The organism is Streptomyces sp. NPDC024555, assembly GCF_055559335.1.
This window is the reverse complement of sequence record NZ_JBVHKV010000015.1, coordinates 121,425-138,399: the sequence shown is the minus strand read 5'-3', so window position 1 is coordinate 138,399 and position 16,975 is coordinate 121,425. Positions and strand designations below refer to the sequence as shown.

The following is a 16,975-nucleotide window of genomic DNA, read 5'->3' as shown; positions in this document are numbered from 1 at the left end:
GTCGCGCACCGCACCGACCCGGAGAGGCGGCCCACGGCATCATGGAACCCGTGCCCCATGCGAACGCGAACCTCCGTCGTGCCCCCGTGCAGCAGCGCAGCGCCGAGCGTCTGGTCCGGATACTCGACGCCTGCGCCGAACTCCTCGACGAGACCGGTTACGAACAGCTCTCCACCCGTGCCGTCGCCGCCCGCGCCGGTGTGCCCATCGGCTCCGTCTACCGCTTCTTCTCCAACAAGCGCGCCCTCGCCGACGCCCTCGCCCTGCGCAATCTGGACAGCTACGTCGAACGGATCGCCGCCCGGCTCGCCGCCGTCCCGGCCGACGACTGGCGCGGCGCCATCGACGCCGTCCTGGACGAGTACCTCGCCATGAAGCGCACCGTCCCCGGCTTCGCCCTCATCGACTTCGGCGCCCCCGCGCCCGACGAGGACCCGGCCGACGACGCCAACCAGCGGGTCGCCGGCCGGCTCGCGGACCTGCTCTCCGGCCACCTCGGCCGCCCCGCCGACGAGGACCTGCTCCGCTCCGTCCTCATCTGCGTGGAGGCCGCCGACGCCCTGCTCAAGCTCGCCTTCCGCTCCGACCCCGCGGGCGACGGGGCGATCGTCACCGAGACCCGCGTCCTGATCCACGCCTATCTGGCCCGGATCCTGGACTGAACGGCCCCTCCCCGGGGCTGCGGAGCGACCGGACCGCCGGAAGGACTCCCCGGCATGCGTACCGGTCGGTATGCTCAACCCCGCCCGGCCGTGTCCGCCGCAGCCCCGGGGAGGGCCCATGTCGCACGACCCCAGCAACTCCCGTACCGCCCTGCGCATCTGCCCCCTCTGCGAGGCCACCTGCGGGCTCGTCCTCACGATCGAGGACGGGACGGTCACCGGCGCCCGGGGCGACCGCGAGGACGTGTTCAGCAAGGGGTTCATCTGCCCCAAGGGCGCGTCCCTCGGGGGACTCGACGCGGACCCCGACCGGCTGCGCACCCCGCTCGTCCGCAAGGACGGGGTCCTGACCGGGGCGACCTGGGCCGAGGCCTTCGACGCCGTCGCCCGCGCCGTCCCGGACATCCTCCGGGACCACGGCCCCGACTCCGTCGGCGTCGTCCTCGGCAACCCCAACGTGCACACCGTGGCCGGCGCCCTCTACCCGCCCGCCCTGCTCGCGGCGCTGCGGACGAAGTCCCTCTTCACCGCCAGCACCCTCGACCAGATGCCCAAGCACGTCTCCAGCGGACTCCTCTTCGGCGACCCCCACAGCATCCCCGTACCGGACCTGGACCGCACCGACCACCTGCTGCTCCTCGGCGCCAACCCCCTGGAATCCAACGGCAGCCTCTGCACCGCCCCCGACTTCCCCGGCCGGCTCAAGGCCCTGCGCCGGCGCGGCGGCACCCTCACCGTCGTCGACCCGCGGCGCACCCGCACCGCCCGCCTCGCCGACCGCCACGTCGCCGTCCGCCCCGGCACCGACGCGCTGCTGCTCGCCGCCCTGGTCCACGTCCTGTTCGAGGAGAAGCTGACCGACCCCGGCACGCTCGCCCCGCACCTGGAGGGACTCGACGAACTCGCCGACGCCCTCGAGGACTTCTCGCCGGAGGCGGTCGCCGGGGCCTGCGACGTGGACGCCGCGACGCTGCGCACCCTCGCCCGTGAACTCGCCGCCGCCCCCACCGCCGCCGTGTACGGCCGCATCGGCAGCTGCACCGTCGACCACGGCACCCTCGCCAGCTGGCTCGTCGACGTCCTCAACGTCCTCACCGGCAACCTCGACCGCCCCGGCGGCGCCCTCTTCCCGCTCTCCGCCACCGCCCGCGCCCCGCGCCCCGCCGCCCCCGGCCGGGGCTTCGCCCTCGGCCGCTGGACGAGCCGGGTCTCCGGACACCCCGAGGCCAAGGGCGAACTGCCCGTCGCCGCGCTGGCCGAGGAGATCACCACCCCCGGCCCGGGGCGGATCCGCGCGCTGTTCGTCCTCGCCGCCAACCCCGTGCTCTCCGCCCCCGACGGCGACCGGCTCGACGCCGCGCTCGCCGACGGGCTGGACTTCATGGTGAGCGTCGACCCCTACCTCAACGAGACCTCGCGCCACGCGGACGTCGTGCTGCCCCCGCCGCCGCCCGCGCAGAGCGCCCACTTCGACTTCGCGTTCAACACCCTCGCCGTCCGCAACCAGGTCCGCTACACCCGCCCCGCCGTCCCCCTGGACCCGGACCGGATGGACGAGGGCGAGATCCTCGCCCGGCTCGTCCTCGCCGTCTCCGGAGCCCACGGCACCGACCCCGCCGCCGTCGACGCCCTGGTCGTCGACGGCGTCCTCGGCAAGGCCGTCGCCGACCCGCTCTCGCCCGTCCACGGCCGCGTCCCGGCCGATCTCGCCGCCGCGCTCACCGGCCGCACCGGCGCCGAACGGCGTCTGGACCTGATGCTGCGGCTCGGCCCGTACGGCGAGGGCTTCGGCGCCGATCCCGAGGGGCTCACCCTGGACCGGCTCCTCGACCGTCCGCACGGCATCGACCTCGGCCCCCTCGCCCCGCGCGTCCCGGAGATCCTGCGCACCCGCAGCGGACGCGTCGAACTGCTCCCCGGACCCATCGCCGACGACCTGCCCCGGCTGCGCCGGGCGCTGCGCGAACGCCGCGAGCCCGACGCCCTCGTTCTCGTCGGCCGACGCCATCTGCGGTCCAACAACAGCTGGCTGCACAACATCGAGGCCCTGCGCGGCGGCTCCAACGTCTGCACCCTGCACATCCACCCCGAGGACGCGGCACGCCTCGGACTGACCGACGGCGGACGGGCCACGGTCGGGTCCGACGGGGGCACCCTCACGGTCCCGGTCGAGGTCACGGACGACATCAGGACCGGAGTGGTGAGCCTGCCGCACGGCTGGGGCCACCACCGCCCCGGCACCCGCACCTCGGTCGCCGCCCGGGAGCCCGGGGCCAACGTGAACCAGCTCGTCGACGGCAGCCGGCTCGACCCGCTCTCCGGCACCGCCGTGCTCAACGGCATCCCCGTGACGGTCGCGCCCGCGCACTGAACGGACCGGGCGTCGCGGCGAGGGGCGAGCGGCCGGACGTTCCGGACGGAGGGGGAGCACCGGGCGGACCGAATGTTTCGAGCGAACCGGAATCCCTCCTGACACTTCCGGCACGGAGGATTCCGTACGCCCCAACCTTTGCGCGAGTCATTCCCTCACCCTGCGTCATGGGTTAATTTCGGCCCACTGCTGCCGCTCCCCACCGCTCCACCATCACCCTCCCGGGCGGAACCAACATGACTCGCGCCATCACCCTGAACAACGTCAGCAAGGCCTACGGACGGTCCTCGCGTGCCGTCGACCGCCTCTCCCTCTCCGTCGAGCCGGGCGAGTTCGTCGTCCTGCTGGGCCCCTCCGGCTGCGGCAAATCGACCGTGCTCCGCATGATCGCCGGACTGGAGGACATCACCGAGGGCGAGATCCTCCTGGACGGCGAACCCGCCAACCACCTGACCCCCCGCGAACGCGGCATGGCCATGGTCTTCCAGAACTTCGCGCTCTACCCGACCATGACCAACCGCGCCAACATCGGCTTCCCGCTGAAACTGGAGAACCCGCGCCAGGACCACAACGAGCGCATCGAGAACACCGCGCGGATGCTCGGCATCGAGAACGTCCTGGACCGCCTCCCGGGCCAGCTCTCCGGCGGCGAGCGCCAGCGGGTCGCCATGGGGCGGGCGATTTCGCGCCAACCTTCGGCCTTCCTGATGGACGAACCGCTCTCCAACCTGGACGCCAAGCTCCGCAACCATCTGCGGGCCGAGATATCCCAGCTCACCAAGGAACTCGGCGTCACCACCGTCTACGTGACCCACGACCAGGCCGAGGCCATGTCGCTCGGGCACCGGGTCGCGGTGATGCGCGGCGGAGTGCTCCAGCAGGTCTCCACCCCGCGCGAGGTGTACGGACTGCCGGAGAACGTGTTCGTCGCCGCCTTCATCGGCACCCCCCGGATCAATCTGCTCCAGGCCGTCGTCCACGCGCCCCTGGAGGGCCGGATGTCGATCGACCTGGGGCGCCAGCGTCTGCCGCTGCCCGAACCGCTCAGCCCCGACCACCAGTTGCTCCGCATCCAGCAGGGCCGGCGCATCATCGTCGGACTGCGCTCCGAAGCCGTCCGGATCGCCCCGCCCAGCCAGGCCCGCCCCGGCGAGGTCGCGCTCAGCGGCATCGTCGAGCACGTCGAGTACCAGGGGCACGAGGCGCTGGTGCACCTCAACACCGGCTCGCAGCCCGCCGTCGTGCCCGACCTGGAGTCGGCCCGCCAGGACCGCTCCGCCGCCCGCGGCAGGCGCCGCGGCCAGGGCGGCATGGGCATGCTGGAACGGCTCAAGGAGCGGGCCACCGGTCAGTCCGGCGGCTCGGTCGCCGTCCTGGACGCCCCGGACGACTCCCTGCCCGCCGGGGTGCACAGCCCCGACCGGCCCGCGATCACCTCCAGCGACCTGGTCGTCCGCACCGGCCCCGACATGCGGCTGCGCACCGGGGGCCAGGTTCCGCTCCTGGTCGACCTCGCCCATCTGTACGTCTTCGACCACCAGGGCCGCCGGATCTGCCCGCTGCCCAAGGACGTCCCCGGACTGGAGGTCTGAGCCGCCGGAGGGACCCGGGCGTACGGGCCGCCGCGCGGACGGACCCTCAGTCCGCGTCCGTGAGCGGCCCCGCCGCCTCCCGGGCCTGCCGCACCCGGTGCGCACCGGCCGGGTAGGGGAGTCCGGCGGCGAGGGCCGCGGCCCGGCCGAACTCCTCGTGGGCCGCCGCCCGCTGCCCGCAGGCGGCCAGGGCCGCCCCCAGGACCGTGCGCGCCTCGGTCTCGGTGAGCCGTTCACCGACCCGCTCCGCCCGCTCCGTCTCCTCGGCGGCGCGGCGGACGGCCGCGCGCGGATCGCCGGAGCGCAGCTCGGCCCAGGCCAGCAGATGCGCGGTGCCCGGTCCGTGGTCCCGGCCCAGCAGGGTCACGGCCTCGGCCGGACGCCCCTCGTGGACCAGGAGTTCGGCCTGCGCCGTACGGACCTCGTGCAGGGCCTGCCGGTCGGCCTGCTCCTCGGCGGCGCGCCCGGCCCGCTCCAGCAGCTCGCCCGCGCCCGCCCCGCCGGTCAGCAGCCGGACCCGGGCCAGGGCCGCCAGGGCGTACGCCGTGCACCAGCTCTGCTCCGGGCCGCCGTCCCGCACGGCGGCCAGCGCATGCTCCTCGGCCTGCGCGAACTCCCTCAGCAGCAGATGGAGTTCCGCGAGATTGGCGCGTTCGAAGGCGACCGCCGTCGGATCGCCGGTGTGCTCGGCCAGCTTCATCGCCCGCTGCCCGATGGAGACGGCCTCGCCGAGCCGGCCGGACCGGCGGGCGTGCTCACGGAAGACCGAGAGCGTGGTGACCAGCACGTCCTGGTCCCCGTACGCCTCCGCGTGCGGCAGCGCCCCCTCGGCGGCGGGCCGGGCCAGGTCGAAGCGGCCGGCGAGGGCGAGCGAGGTCGCCTGCATGCCCAGCGCGCGGGCGAGCAGCCCGCGCCGCTCGCCGCCCGGGACGGAGTGCGCGGCGGCCTGGGCCAGCCGGGCCGAGATGTGCGCGTCCTCGTAGCGTCCGGAGACGAACCGCAGCCCGCCGGCGGCCAGATGGTGCGTCGCCACGGTCAGCGCCGGGGTCTGCGGTCCCGGGCGGTGGACCCGCAGCAGCTCCTCGCCCTCCTCGGCCCCGCGCATCTTCATCAGGACCTCGCTCAGCCGGGCCGCCGCCAGCACCCGGCCGTCCTCGTCGCCCCGCCGCACCATGTCGTCCAGCGCCTCGCGCAGCACCGTCGCCGCCTCCGGGTAGCGGGCCATCCGGCGCAGCACCGCCCCCCGGTCGATCCGGGCCCGCGCCGCCTCGGCGGCCGAGGCGTCGAGCCGGGCGGTCAGCTCGGCGTAGTAGCGGTCGGCGGTGTCGTTGGCGCAGAGCGCGGCGGCGCGTTCGGCGGCCTGCCGCAGATACCCGGTGGCGCGCGGGTCGTCGGCGCGGGCGAGCTGGGTGGCCAGGGTGTCGACGGCGTCCGGACGGTGGCGCAGCACCGCCTCCGCGTACGCCGAGTGCAGCTGCCGGCGGCGGGCCGCGGACAGGCCGTCGTAGCAGGTCAGCCGGACCAGCGGATGGCGGAAGGCGAGACCGGGCAGCGAGCGTCCGCCCACCACCACGGGCCGCTCCGTCACCACCGAGGCCGTCACCGCCGCGTCCACCGCGTCGGTCGCCTCGGCGGGGGAGAGCGCCGGGTGCAGCCCCTGGCCGGCCACGTCGAGGATCTCCGCGAGGGCCGCGCTGCCCCCGGTGACGGAGATCGCCTCGACCACCCGACGGGCCGCCGGACCCAGCCGGGCCAGCCGCGCCGCGACCAGCCGGCGCACGCCCTCCGGGGCACCCGGGGCGTCCCCGGCCGTGTCGTCCTCGCCCTCGTGGACCGTACGGGCCAGCTCCAGGGCGAAGAGCGGATTGCCCAGGGAGAGCTCCCACACCCGGTCCAGGCCCGTCTCGGCGCCCGCGTCCCGGGCGATCGCCAGGCACTGGTCCCGGTCCAGCCGCCCCAGCTCGACCTTTTCCGCGAGCCGGCCGTGCACCAGGGCCTCCAGGGCCGCGCGGCGCGGATCGTCGGCGTCGAACTCCTCCGCGCGGTAGGTGACCACGAAACGCAGCCCCGCCCCGGTCGTCGCCGCCCGCCGGGCCAGCCGGCTCAGCAGTTGGTACGAACCGGCGTCGGCCGCGTGCAGATCGTCCAGGACCACCAGGACCGGCGCGCCCGCCGCGAGATCGCCCAGCAGCCCCGCCGTGGCCCGGAAGAAGCGGTCCCGCTCCTCCTCGGGGCTGCGCTCGCGCCCGGCGCCGATCTGGCCGAGGGAGGGGAGCAGGGTGGCGAGTTCCGGGTACTCGCCGCCGATGCGCGCCCGCTCCACGGGCGGCCGGTCGGCGAGCCAGGCGTCCAGCGCCTCCACGAAGACGCCGTACGGGGTGTGGCCCTCGGCGTCGTGGCCGGCGCCCCACAGGACGGTGGTGCCGGCCCCGGCGGCGGCCCGCGCCACCTCGGTGGTCAGCCGCGTCTTGCCGACCCCGGCCTCGCCGCCGATCAGCCGGACCGGCGGCCCCTCGGCGGAGAGCAGCGCGCGCAGCGCCGCGTCCCGGCCGCGCAGCGGGGGACCGGCGGGGGCGCGGATCGCCGCGGGCAGCACCGGGGCGGCCTCGGCGGGCAGGACGGCCGTGGTGGCGTCGAGCGCCAGCAGGTGCAGCCGCTCGGTGCCGGGCCCCGGCCGTATGCCCAGTTCGCTGTCGAGCGCCTGCCGGCACAGGTGGTACTGGCGCACCGCCTGCCGCCGCAGCCCCTGGCGCAGATACGCCTCGATGAGGACCCGGTGGGCCCGTTCCTCCGCGGGGGCGGTGGCCAGAGCGCGCAGCGCCACCTCGGTCGCCCGCTCGTTCTCGCCGTCCGCGAGGTGCGCCTCGGCCAGGGCGAGCCGGACCCGGTCGCGCAGCGCGTCGAGCAGGGTGCGCCGGGCCTCGGACCAGGGGGCGTAGCGGTCCTCGGGCAGCAGTTCGCCGGTGAACGCGGCGAGCGCGGTGGCGAGCGAGGCGGTGGCGCCGTCGGCGAGCGCCTGTTCGGCCAGGACCTCCGCCTCGTCCGCGTCGATGACCACGGTCCGCGGATCGAGCCGCAGCAGGGTGCCCTCGGAGGTGAGGTAGGACGAGGAGGCGCGGGGGGCCAGCTCCGGTTCGATGGCGCGGCGGGCGGCGTGCAGGGCGACCCGCAGGCTGCCCAGCGCGGCCTGGGGGTCCGCGTCCGGCCAGCAGATCTCCATGGCCTGTTCGCGGTGGAGGCGGTGGCCGGGGGAGACGGCGAGGAGTTTGACGAGGGCGCGGGCGCTGGGGCGGGGCCACCGTTCGGCCAGGGCCGGACCGCTGTCACGAGTCACCCGGAAACCGCCGAAAAGGTGCAGGCGGAGGAGAGGGGGAGCGAGGTCCGTGCCGTGGTCCGTCGCGTCTGTGCCCATCAGGGCGCAACCTTAACCCGTCAATCCGGACACGCCGAAGCCCCCGGGTGGATGCCCGGGGGGCTGCGACGACCGCGCCTCGGCGGTCCCGCCGCCGGTCCTGAGCGGGCCGCCGTGTCGGCGGCGGCCGGGGCGCGGCGGGGGCCGGTGTGCTGCCGGGGCGGTATGAGCGGCCCCCGCCCCCTCCGTGATCGGGGCACGGAAGGGGCGGTCCCGGTCGGGGACGCTACGGGGTGCCCGTTACTGGCGCGTTACCCACCGCCCGCCGTGCCCTCCGGGGCCCGGTGCCGCCGTGCCCTCCGCCCTCCCGGGGACCGTCCCGCCGTTCGGCGGACGGGGCGGCGGCACGTGACCGGCGTCTCTGGCGCCGGAAAACTAACAGCGCTAGTTTGGGGCGCGGACGACCCCGTCCGCCCCGCACCCGGAAGGAACAGCCATGAAGGCCCATGACGGTATGTACATCGGCGGTGCGTGGCGGCCCGCCGCCGGAACGGACACCATCGCCGTGGTGAACCCGGCGGACGAGCAGGTCATCGCCCATGTACCGGCCGGCGCGGCGGAGGACGTCGACGCGGCGGTCCGCGCCGCGCGCGCCGCCTTCCCCGGCTGGGCCGCCACCCCGCCCGCCGAGCGCGCCGCCCTGATCGGCGCCCTGCGCGATGTGCTGGCCGCCCGCGCCGAGGAGATCGCCGGGACGGTCACCGCCGAACTGGGCGCCCCGCCGCAGCTGGCCCGCTCCGTCCACGCGGGCCTGCCCGTGCTGGTCGCCGGCTCGTACGCCGAACTGGCCGCCACGTACGCCTTCGAGGAGCGCCACGGCAACTCCACCGTCCTGCTGGAGCCGGTCGGCGTCGTCGGTGCGATCACCCCGTGGAACTATCCGCTGCACCAGATCGTCGCCAAGGTCGCCCCCGCCCTCGCGGCCGGCTGCACGGTGGTCCTCAAGCCCGCCGAGGACACCCCGCTGACGGCCCAGGCCTTCGCCGACGCCACGGCGGAGGCCGGGCTGCCCGCCGGGGTCTTCAACCTGGTCACCGGCCTCGGTCCGGTCGCCGGACAGGCCCTCGCCGAGCACCCGGACGTCGACCTCGTCTCGTTCACCGGCTCCACCGCCGTCGGCCGGGCCATCGGCGCGGTGGCGGGCGGCGCCGTCAAGCGCGTCGCCCTGGAGCTGGGCGGCAAGTCCGCCAACGTCGTCCTGCCCGGAGCCGACCTGGCCAAGGCCGTCAACGTCGGCATCGCCAACGTCATGTCCAACTCCGGCCAGACGTGCAGCGCCTGGACCCGGATGCTGGTGGACGCCGAGCGGTACGAGGAGGCCGTGGCGCTCGCCGCCGAGGCCGTCGCCAAGTACGTGCCCGGCGAGCGGGTCGGTCCGCTCGTCAACGCCAAGCAGCGGGCGCGGGTGCGCGGCTACATCGAGAAGGGCGTGGCCGAGGGCGCCCGCCTGGTGGCCGGCGGCCCCGAGGCCCCGCTGCCCACCGGCTACTACGTCAGCCCCACCGTCTTCGCCGACGTCACCCCGGAGATGACCATCGCCCAGGAGGAGATCTTCGGCCCGGTCGTCTCGATCCTCCGGTACGAGGACGAGGAGGACGCCCTGCGCATCGCCAACGGCACCGTGTACGGCCTGGCCGGCGCGGTCTGGGCGGCCGACGACGAGCGGGCCGTGGCCTTCGCCCGCCGGATGGAGACCGGCCAGGTCGACATCAACGGCGGGCGCTTCAACCCGCTCGCCCCCTTCGGCGGCTACAAGCAGTCCGGCGTCGGCCGCGAACTCGGCGCCCACGGGCTGGCCGAATACCTCCAGACCAAGTCCTTCCAGTTCTGAGTTCGTCGTCCGTCCCCCCCGCACCCCGATCAGCAAGGAGTCAGTCCGTGGTCCGCGCCGCCGTACTGTCCGCCGTCGGAGCTCCGCTGGAGATCACCGACATCACGCTTCCGGAGCCCGGCCCCGGCCAGGTGCGGGTCCGCCTCGCCGCCGCCGGGGTCTGCCACTCCGACCTCTCGCTCTCCAACGGCACCATGCGGCTCCCCGTCCCCGCCGTCCTCGGCCACGAGGGCGCGGGCACGGTCGTCTCCGTCGGCGAGGGCGTCGGCCACGTCGCCCCCGGCGACGGCGTCGTCCTCAACTGGGCGCCGTCCTGCGGCGCGTGCCACCACTGCGGCATCGGCGAGGTGTGGCTCTGCGCCGACGCCCTGGCCGGGGCGGCGAACATCCACGCCCATGCCGCCGACGGCACCGCACTCCACCCCGGGCTCAACGTCGCCGCCTTCGCGGAGGAGACCGTCGTCGCCGCCCACTGCGTGCTGCCCGCCCCCGAGGGCATCCCCCTCACCGACGCCGCCCTGCTCGGCTGCGCGGTGCTCACCGGCTACGGCGCGGTCCACCACAGCGCCCGGGTCCGCGCGGGCGAGTCCGTCGTGGTTCTCGGCATCGGCGGCGTCGGCCTCGCCGTGCTCCAGTCCGCCCGGATCGCCGGCGCCTCGAAGATCATCGCGGTCGACGTCTCCCCGGAGAAGGAGGACCTGGCCCGCCGGGCCGGCGCCACCGACTACGTCGTCGCCTCGGACACCACACCCCGCGCGATCCGCGGGCTCACCGGCGGCCGGGGCGCGGACGTGGCCGTCGAGTGCGTGGGCCGGGCGTCCACCATCCGCGCCGCCTGGGAGTCCACCCGCAGGGGCGGCCGCACCACGGTCGTCGGCATCGGCGGCAAGGACCAGCAGGTCACCTTCAACGCCCTGGAGATCTTCCACTGGGGTCGCTCGCTGACCGGCTGCGTGTACGGCAACAGCGACCCGGCCCGCGATCTGCCCGTGCTGGCCGGCCACATCCGCGAGGGCCGCTTCGACCTCTCCATGATGGTCACCGACCGGATCGGTCTGGACGGCATCCCGGAGGCCTTCGACCACATGATCGCGGGGAAGGGCGGCCGGGCGCTGGTGGTCTTCTAGGCCGTGTCGTTCAGACGATGTCCGACCGCCCCGGCGTGAGCAGCCGGGAGGCCATCTCGCCCTTCTCGAAGAGCTGGGAGGCCGGGCCCACGATCAGCGGGTCCGGCTCCCGGGCCACCTCCGGGTCCTTGCCCGGGTAGTCGAAGCGGTGCAGGACGTGGCGCATCGCCTCCAGCCGCGCCCGCTTCTTGTCGTTGCTCTTCACCACGGTCCACGGGGCGTCCGCCGTGTCCGTGTGGAAGAGCATCAGCTCCTTGGCCTCGGTGTACGCGTCCCACTTGTCGAGCGAGGCGAGGTCGACCGGGCTGAGCTTCCAGCGCCGCACCGGGTCGATCTGGCGGATCATGAACCGGTTGCGCTGCTCGTTGCGCGAGACGGAGAACCAGAACTTCACCAGGTGGATGCCGTCGCGGGCGAGCATCCGCTCGAAACCCGGGGCCTGGTGCATGAACTCCAGGTACTCCCGGGTCGTGCAGAACCCCATCACCCGCTCCACACCGGCCCGGTTGTACCAGGAGCGGTCGAAGAGCACGATCTCGCCGGCCGTCGGCAGATGGGCCACGTACCGCTGGAAGTACCACTGCGAGCGTTCGCGCTCGGTCGGCTTCTCCAGCGCCACCACACGCGCGCCGCGCGGGTTGAGGTGCTCGGTGAACCGCTTGATCGTGCCGCCCTTGCCCGCGGCGTCGCGCCCCTCGAAGAGGACGACGAGGCGTTCGTCGTGCTCCTTGACCCAGTGCTGGAGCTTGAGCAGCTCGATCTGGAGGGCCCGCTTGGACTTCTCGTACGCCTTGCGGCCGAGTTTCTCGGTGTACGGGTAGTCCTCGCGCCAGGCGTCCCGGGCCCGGCCCTCCGGTGTCACCAGGACCGGATCGTCGTCGCCGCTGTCGAGCACGTCGAAGCCCTTCAGCGCGGGCCCGCCGTGCCGGGCCGCCTCGGCGAGGGCGGCGTCGCCCTTCGCACGGCCGTCGCGCCGTTCGGTGCTCCTCGCCATGACGGGTCCTCCCCACGGCGGCGCCGGACGCGTCCGCGTCGCACCAGTCTGCGGACGCGGCGGGCCGGCCGCCACCCCGGCCGCGTGCTCAGGGGCGCGGCGCGTACTGCAGCGCGAGCCCGTCGATCAGGGCCCGCAGTCCCGTCTCGAAGGCGCCCTCGTCGACCTTCCGGTCGTGCTCGGCCAGCAGATGGGCCTGGCCCAGGTGCGGATAGTCGGCCGGGTCGTACGCCGCCGCGTCGTCCACGAAGCCCCGGGCGAAGGAGCCGAGGGCCGATCCGGTGATGAAGTAGCGCATCAGCGCGCCGATGTACGTGGCCTGGGCCGGCGGCCAGCCCGCCCGGACCATCGCGCCGAACACCGCGTCGGCGACCCGCAGCCCGGCCGGACGGCGTCCGGGCCCCTGGGCGAGCACCGGCACGATGTGCGGATGAGCGGCCAGCGCCGCACGGTAGGAGACGGCCCAGTCGTGCAGCGCGGCACGCCAGTCGCGCCCGTCGGAGGCGTCGAACATCGACAGATCGACCTGTGCGGAGACGGCGTCGGCCACCGCGTCCAGGATCTCGTCCTTGTTGCGGAAGTGGTTGTAGAGCGAGGGCCCGCTCACCCCGAGTTCCGCCGCGAGCCGGCGCGTGGAGACGGCGTCGAGCCCCTCGGCGTCCACGAGGGCGCTCGCCGCATCCACGATGCGGTCTCTGCTGAGGAGGGGCTTGCGCGGGCGGGCCATGCGGCACATAGTAGGCCCTGCGCCAAGAAAACTAGCAGTGCTAATTAACCTGGAGGGCCGAGCGGTGGACCTGGAGCTGAGCGAGGAGCAGGCGGCCGTCCGGCAGCTCGCCGAGGACTTCGTCGCGCGGGAGGTGACCCCGCACGTCGTCGCGTGGGACCGCAGCGAGAACGTCGACAAGTCGATCGTGAAGAAGCTGGGCTCCCTCGGCTTCCTCGGGCTCACCGTCCCCGAGGAGTACGGCGGCTCGGGCGGCGACCACCTCGCGTACTGCCTGGTGACCGAGGAGCTGGGCCGCGGCGACTCCTCCGTGCGCGGCATCGTCTCGGTCTCCCTGGGGCTGGTGGCCAAGACGATCGCCGCATGGGGCGACGAGGAGCAGAAGCGGCAGTGGCTGCCGCGGCTGACCTCCGGGGACGCGGTCGGCTGCTTCGGCCTCACCGAACCGGGCACCGGCTCCGACGCCGGCAATCTGGCCACCCGGGCCGTGCGCGACGGCGGCGACTACGTCGTCAACGGCACCAAGATGTTCATCACCAACGGCACCTGGGCCGATGTCGTGCTCCTGTTCGCCCGCACCAACGACACCCCCGGCCACCGGGGCGTCTCCGCCTTCCTGGTCCCCGCCGACGCCCCCGGCCTCACCCGGCGCACCATCCACGGCAAGCTCGGCCTGCGCGGCCAGGCGACCGCCGAACTGGTGCTGGAGGACGTCCGCGTCCCCGCCTCCGCCCTGATGGGCCCCGAGGGCAAGGGCTTCTCCATCGCCATGTCCGCCCTGGCCAAGGGGCGGATGTCGGTCGCCGCCGGATGCGTGGGCATCGCCCAGGCCGCCCTGGACGCCGCCGTGCGCTACGCCGGTGAACGCGAACAGTTCGGCACCCCGATCGCGGGCCACCAGCTCGTCCAGGAACTCATCAGCGACATCTCCGTGGACGTCGAGGCGGCCCGGCTGCTGACCTGGCGGGTCGCCGATCTGATCGACCGGGGCCAGGACTTCGCCACCGCCGCCTCCCGGGCCAAGCTCTTCGCCTCCGAGGCCGCCGTCCGCGCCGCCAACAACGCCCTCCAGGTCTTCGGCGGCTACGGCTACATCGACGAGTACCCGGTCGGCAAGCTGCTGCGCGACGCCCGGGTGATGACCCTGTACGAGGGCACCAGCCAGATCCAGAAGCTCATCATCGGCCGCGCCCTGACCGGCGTCTCCGCCTTCTGAGCCGCCCCGGGTGCTGAGTACCGCCTGAGTATCCGTACGGATGTGGTACGCGCCACAGCGGCGGATTCTGGGCCGTATGAGTGACACCACATCGGTCAAACATCAGAACACCGCGGCCTTCTACGGCCAGGCCGTCGCGTCCTTCGGGGTCGCGATCGGCGCCGTCGCCGTCGGCATCTACTCCCTGGACGCGGACGCCTGGGTGCGCGGCTTCCTCGCCATCGGCGTGCTCTACCTGGTCACCTCCGCCTTCACCCTGGCCAAGGTGATCCGGGACCGTCAGGAGGCCGGCCAGCTGGTCAGCCGGGTCGACCAGGCCCGGCTGGACAAGATCCTCGCCGAGCACGACCCGTTCCAGAAGCTCTGAGTCACCGGCGTCCCACCCACCGAACCCTTCCCGGGCCGACCCTAAGCGCTTGCTCAGGATCGGGGTATGGTGTTCGTCCTGCTGACGGAGAGGGGCGAGGGCGATGAGCACGGCGGAGGAGACCGACGGCGGAACGCCGTGGGAGGAAGTGACGCCGGAGGCCGCCAGGCGGCTCCTCGTCGCGGCCGTCGACGCCTTCGCCGAGCGCGGGTACCACGCCACCACCACCCGCGACATCGCGGGCCGGGCCGGCATGAGCCCCGCCGCGCTCTACATCCACTACAAGACCAAGGAAGAGCTGCTCCACCGGATCAGCAGGATCGGCCACGACCGGGCCCTCACCCTCCTGGAGACCGCCGCCTCGGGCGGGGGCACGGCGGCCGAGCGGCTCGCCGAGGCGGTGCGCTCCTTCTGCCGCTGGCACGCCGAGCGCCACACCACGGCGCGCGTGGTCCAGTACGAACTCGACGCGCTGGCCGAGGAGCACCGCGCGGAGATCGTCGAACTGCGCCGCCGCAGCGACGCGGTCGTCCGGCGGATCATCGACGAGGGCGTGGCCGCCGGGGAGTTCGACGTCGCGGACGTGCCGGGCACCACGCTCGCCGTGCTGTCGCTCTGCATCGACGTGGCCCGCTGGTTCAACACCCGCGGCAGCCGCACCCCCGACGAGGTGGGCGAGCTGTACGCCGGGCTGGTGCTGCGCATGGTCGCGGCGCGGGGCTGACCGCACGGCACACGAGGGCGCCGGTCCCCCGGGGGGACCGGCGCCCTCGTCGTGTGCGCACCGCCCGGAGCGGGCCGTGCCGTACCGCTCAGAAGTAGTAGCGCGACACCGACTCCGCGACACAGGCCGGCTTCTCGCCGCCCTCGCGCTCGACCGTGACGACGGCGGTGACCTGGACGCCGCCGCCCGCCTCCTCGACGCTCTTCAGGACGGCGGTCGCGCGCAGCCGCGAGCCCACCGGGACCGTGGAGGGGAAACGGACCTTGTTGGTCCCGTAGTTGATGCCCATCTTCATGCCCTCGACGCGCATCACCTGCGGGACGAGCGCGGGGAGGAGCGAGAGCGTGAGGTAGCCGTGCGCGATCGTGGTGCCGAACGGGCCGTCCGCGGCGCGCTCCGGGTCCACGTGGATCCACTGGTGGTCCCCGGTCGCCTCGGCGAAGAGGTCGATGCGCTTCTGCTCGATCTCCAGCCAGTCGCTGTACCCCAGCTGCTCGCCCACACCGTCGCGCAGCTCCTGCGCGGATGTGAAGATCCTCGGCTCCGCCATGTCCCTGGTCCCTGCCTTCCGCTCCGACGTCCGTTCCGAGCGCTGTCTAAGCGCTTGCTCAGCATCGTGGGCGGGCCGGTTCCTGTCAACGGCCGATGGGCCGCGACCGGGCCACGTAGGGTTCGATGAGTGCCCCAGATCCCACAGACGCTCCATGAACTCACGGTCGGCCAGCTCTCCGCGCGCAGCGGGGCTGCCGTGTCGGCCCTGCACTTCTACGAGGCCAAGGGCCTGATCAGCAGCCGCCGCACCAGCGGCAACCAGCGGCGCTACGCCAGGGACGCGCTGCGCCGGGTCGCCTTCGTCCGCGCCGCCCAGCGCGTCGGCATCCCGCTGGCGACCATCCGCGAGGCGCTGGCCGAACTGCCCGAGGAGCGCACGCCGAACCGTGAGGACTGGGCCCGTCTCTCGGAGGCCTGGCGCTCCGAGCTGGACGAGCGCATCCGGCAGCTGGGCCGGCTGCGGGACCACCTCACCGACTGCATCGGCTGCGGCTGCCTCTCGCTGGAGACCTGTGTGCTCTCCAACCCGGACGACGTCTCCGGTGAGCGCATGAGCGGTTCGCGTCTGATGCCCGAGCGCGGGAAGGCGGTCCGCCCGGCCCGGGAGGGGTGAGCGCGGGCGGCGGCCGGTCCGGTCAGCCGACCGGGGCCAGGCCCTCCGCCGGGGTCCGGCGGGCCCTGGCCAGGGCCTGGGGGGTGAGCACCGGCTGCGGTACGACGATCCCGCAGTCCGCGCAGACCGGGCCGGACCACGGCTCGCCGTCCAGGTCCTGGCGCCAGGCGAGCCGGTGTCCCGCGCACACCGGGCAGCCGCTGCCCGGTCCGGCCTCCAGGGCCGAGATCAGCCGCACCAGCACCTCGGCGAGCGCCGCCCGCGGATGGACGGCCGGATCGTCGCAGCGGGCGACCCCGTTCCCGCCCCAGGTGCGCAGATGCCAGTCGTCGAACGCGGCGGGCCGCCGCAGCCCGTCGTGCTTCTCCCGTCTGCGCCGCGCGGCGAAGCCGGCCTCGTAGGCGAGCCAGACCCCCCGCGCGCGCTCCAGCTCCTCCAGCGCGCGCACCAGCCGCGCCGGGTCGGGGGCCCGGTCCTCCGGGCCGATTCCGTGCCTCCGGCACAGATGGTCCCAGGTCGCCCGGTGACCGTAGGGGGCGAAGCGCTCCAGGCACTTGCGCAGCGAATACCGCCGCAGTGCCAGGTCGCTCCGCGGGTCGCGGACCTGTCTCGCCAGACTCCGGAAACCGGCCATGGCGTCGCCACCTCCGTCGCTCGTGATCCGTCGCCCGTTCTTCGGCGTCACTGAATGGACGAACGGGAGCCCGGATCGGCTCCCGTTCCCGTCCGCCGAATGAGATGACGGGTCGTCATCCGGCCGGATGTGGTGATTCGGAAAAGGTGACCG

Annotated in this window: 14 protein-coding genes; 9 read left to right on the top strand and 5 right to left on the bottom strand. The window is 74.3% G+C overall.

What is annotated here, in order from left to right; genetic code table 11:
* Positions 1 to 41: 41 nt before the first annotated feature.
* The 3 genes from ACZ4FH_RS25790 to ACZ4FH_RS25780 all read left to right on the top strand — a co-directional run bounded on the left by ACZ4FH_RS25790 (position 42) and on the right by ACZ4FH_RS25780 (position 4,625).
* The gene (locus tag ACZ4FH_RS25790) at positions 42 to 662 is read left to right on the top strand and encodes a TetR/AcrR family transcriptional regulator (protein WP_467307722.1); all 621 of its coding nucleotides are present in this window, start codon (positions 42 to 44) and stop codon (positions 660 to 662) included.
* 118 nt (positions 663 to 780) lie between these two features.
* Positions 781 to 3,033, top strand: a complete 2,253-nt coding sequence (locus tag ACZ4FH_RS25785; protein ID WP_467307720.1) for a molybdopterin-dependent oxidoreductase — start codon at positions 781 to 783, stop codon at positions 3,031 to 3,033.
* Positions 3,034 to 3,269: 236 nt separating this feature from the next.
* Positions 3,270 to 4,625 (top strand): ABC transporter ATP-binding protein, encoded by a 1,356-nt coding sequence (locus ACZ4FH_RS25780; RefSeq protein ID WP_467307719.1) that lies wholly within the window; start codon positions 3,270 to 3,272, stop codon positions 4,623 to 4,625.
* Between the two features lie 46 nt (positions 4,626 to 4,671).
* Here ACZ4FH_RS25780 and ACZ4FH_RS25775 read toward each other — a convergent pair whose 3' ends face one another.
* Positions 4,672 to 8,037 carry an ATP-binding protein gene (locus ACZ4FH_RS25775; RefSeq protein WP_467307717.1) on the bottom strand — a complete coding sequence of 1,122 codons (3,366 nt, stop codon included), beginning with the start codon at positions 8,035 to 8,037 and terminating at the stop codon, positions 4,672 to 4,674.
* A 436-nt stretch (positions 8,038 to 8,473) separates the two neighbouring features.
* Between ACZ4FH_RS25775 and ACZ4FH_RS25770 the strand changes: the two genes are divergently transcribed.
* A complete protein-coding gene (locus ACZ4FH_RS25770; RefSeq protein WP_467307715.1) occupies positions 8,474 to 9,868 on the top strand; it encodes an aldehyde dehydrogenase family protein in 1,395 nt (464 codons plus the stop codon).
* A 47-nt stretch (positions 9,869 to 9,915) separates the two neighbouring features.
* Positions 9,916 to 10,995 carry a Zn-dependent alcohol dehydrogenase gene (locus ACZ4FH_RS25765; RefSeq protein ID WP_467307713.1) on the top strand — a complete coding sequence of 360 codons (1,080 nt, stop codon included), beginning with the start codon at positions 9,916 to 9,918 and terminating at the stop codon, positions 10,993 to 10,995.
* Positions 10,996 to 11,005: 10 nt separating this feature from the next.
* Here the strand turns inward: ACZ4FH_RS25765 and ppk2 are convergent, their stop codons facing one another.
* Both ppk2 and ACZ4FH_RS25755 read right to left on the bottom strand, forming a co-directional pair.
* Entirely contained in the window at positions 11,006 to 11,890 is an 885-nt protein-coding gene (ppk2, locus tag ACZ4FH_RS25760) for a polyphosphate kinase 2 (RefSeq protein WP_467307818.1), read from the bottom strand.
* 187 nt (positions 11,891 to 12,077) lie between these two features.
* Positions 12,078 to 12,716 (bottom strand): TetR/AcrR family transcriptional regulator, encoded by a 639-nt coding sequence (locus ACZ4FH_RS25755; protein WP_383649998.1) that lies wholly within the window; start codon positions 12,714 to 12,716, stop codon positions 12,078 to 12,080.
* Between the two features lie 64 nt (positions 12,717 to 12,780).
* On the opposite strand from ACZ4FH_RS25755, the gene ACZ4FH_RS25750 reads away from it, so the two are divergent.
* The 3 genes from ACZ4FH_RS25750 to ACZ4FH_RS25740 all read left to right on the top strand — a co-directional run bounded on the left by ACZ4FH_RS25750 (position 12,781) and on the right by ACZ4FH_RS25740 (position 15,023).
* Positions 12,781 to 13,932: an acyl-CoA dehydrogenase family protein gene (locus ACZ4FH_RS25750; protein ID WP_467307817.1), complete on the top strand. Its 1,152-nt coding sequence runs from the start codon at positions 12,781 to 12,783 to the stop codon at positions 13,930 to 13,932.
* 76 nt (positions 13,933 to 14,008) lie between these two features.
* The gene (locus tag ACZ4FH_RS25745) at positions 14,009 to 14,299 is read left to right on the top strand and encodes a YiaA/YiaB family inner membrane protein (protein WP_467307712.1); all 291 of its coding nucleotides are present in this window, start codon (positions 14,009 to 14,011) and stop codon (positions 14,297 to 14,299) included.
* Positions 14,300 to 14,402: 103 nt separating this feature from the next.
* Positions 14,403 to 15,023, top strand: coding sequence for a TetR/AcrR family transcriptional regulator (locus tag ACZ4FH_RS25740; protein ID WP_467307711.1), 621 nt, complete (start codon positions 14,403 to 14,405; stop codon positions 15,021 to 15,023).
* A gap of 88 nt (positions 15,024 to 15,111) precedes the next feature.
* Here ACZ4FH_RS25740 and ACZ4FH_RS25735 read toward each other — a convergent pair whose 3' ends face one another.
* The gene (locus tag ACZ4FH_RS25735) at positions 15,112 to 15,573 is read right to left on the bottom strand and encodes a MaoC family dehydratase (RefSeq protein WP_450683474.1); all 462 of its coding nucleotides are present in this window, start codon (positions 15,571 to 15,573) and stop codon (positions 15,112 to 15,114) included.
* A 129-nt stretch (positions 15,574 to 15,702) separates the two neighbouring features.
* On the opposite strand from ACZ4FH_RS25735, the gene soxR reads away from it, so the two are divergent.
* Complete coding sequence (gene soxR, locus ACZ4FH_RS25730) at positions 15,703 to 16,188, top strand: redox-sensitive transcriptional activator SoxR (protein WP_467307709.1); 486 nt, start codon at positions 15,703 to 15,705, stop codon at positions 16,186 to 16,188.
* Between the two features lie 22 nt (positions 16,189 to 16,210).
* Here the strand turns inward: soxR and ACZ4FH_RS25725 are convergent, their stop codons facing one another.
* Positions 16,211 to 16,822, bottom strand: coding sequence for a hypothetical protein (locus ACZ4FH_RS25725; RefSeq protein WP_467307707.1), 612 nt, complete (start codon positions 16,820 to 16,822; stop codon positions 16,211 to 16,213).
* Positions 16,823 to 16,975 lie beyond the last annotated feature (153 nt).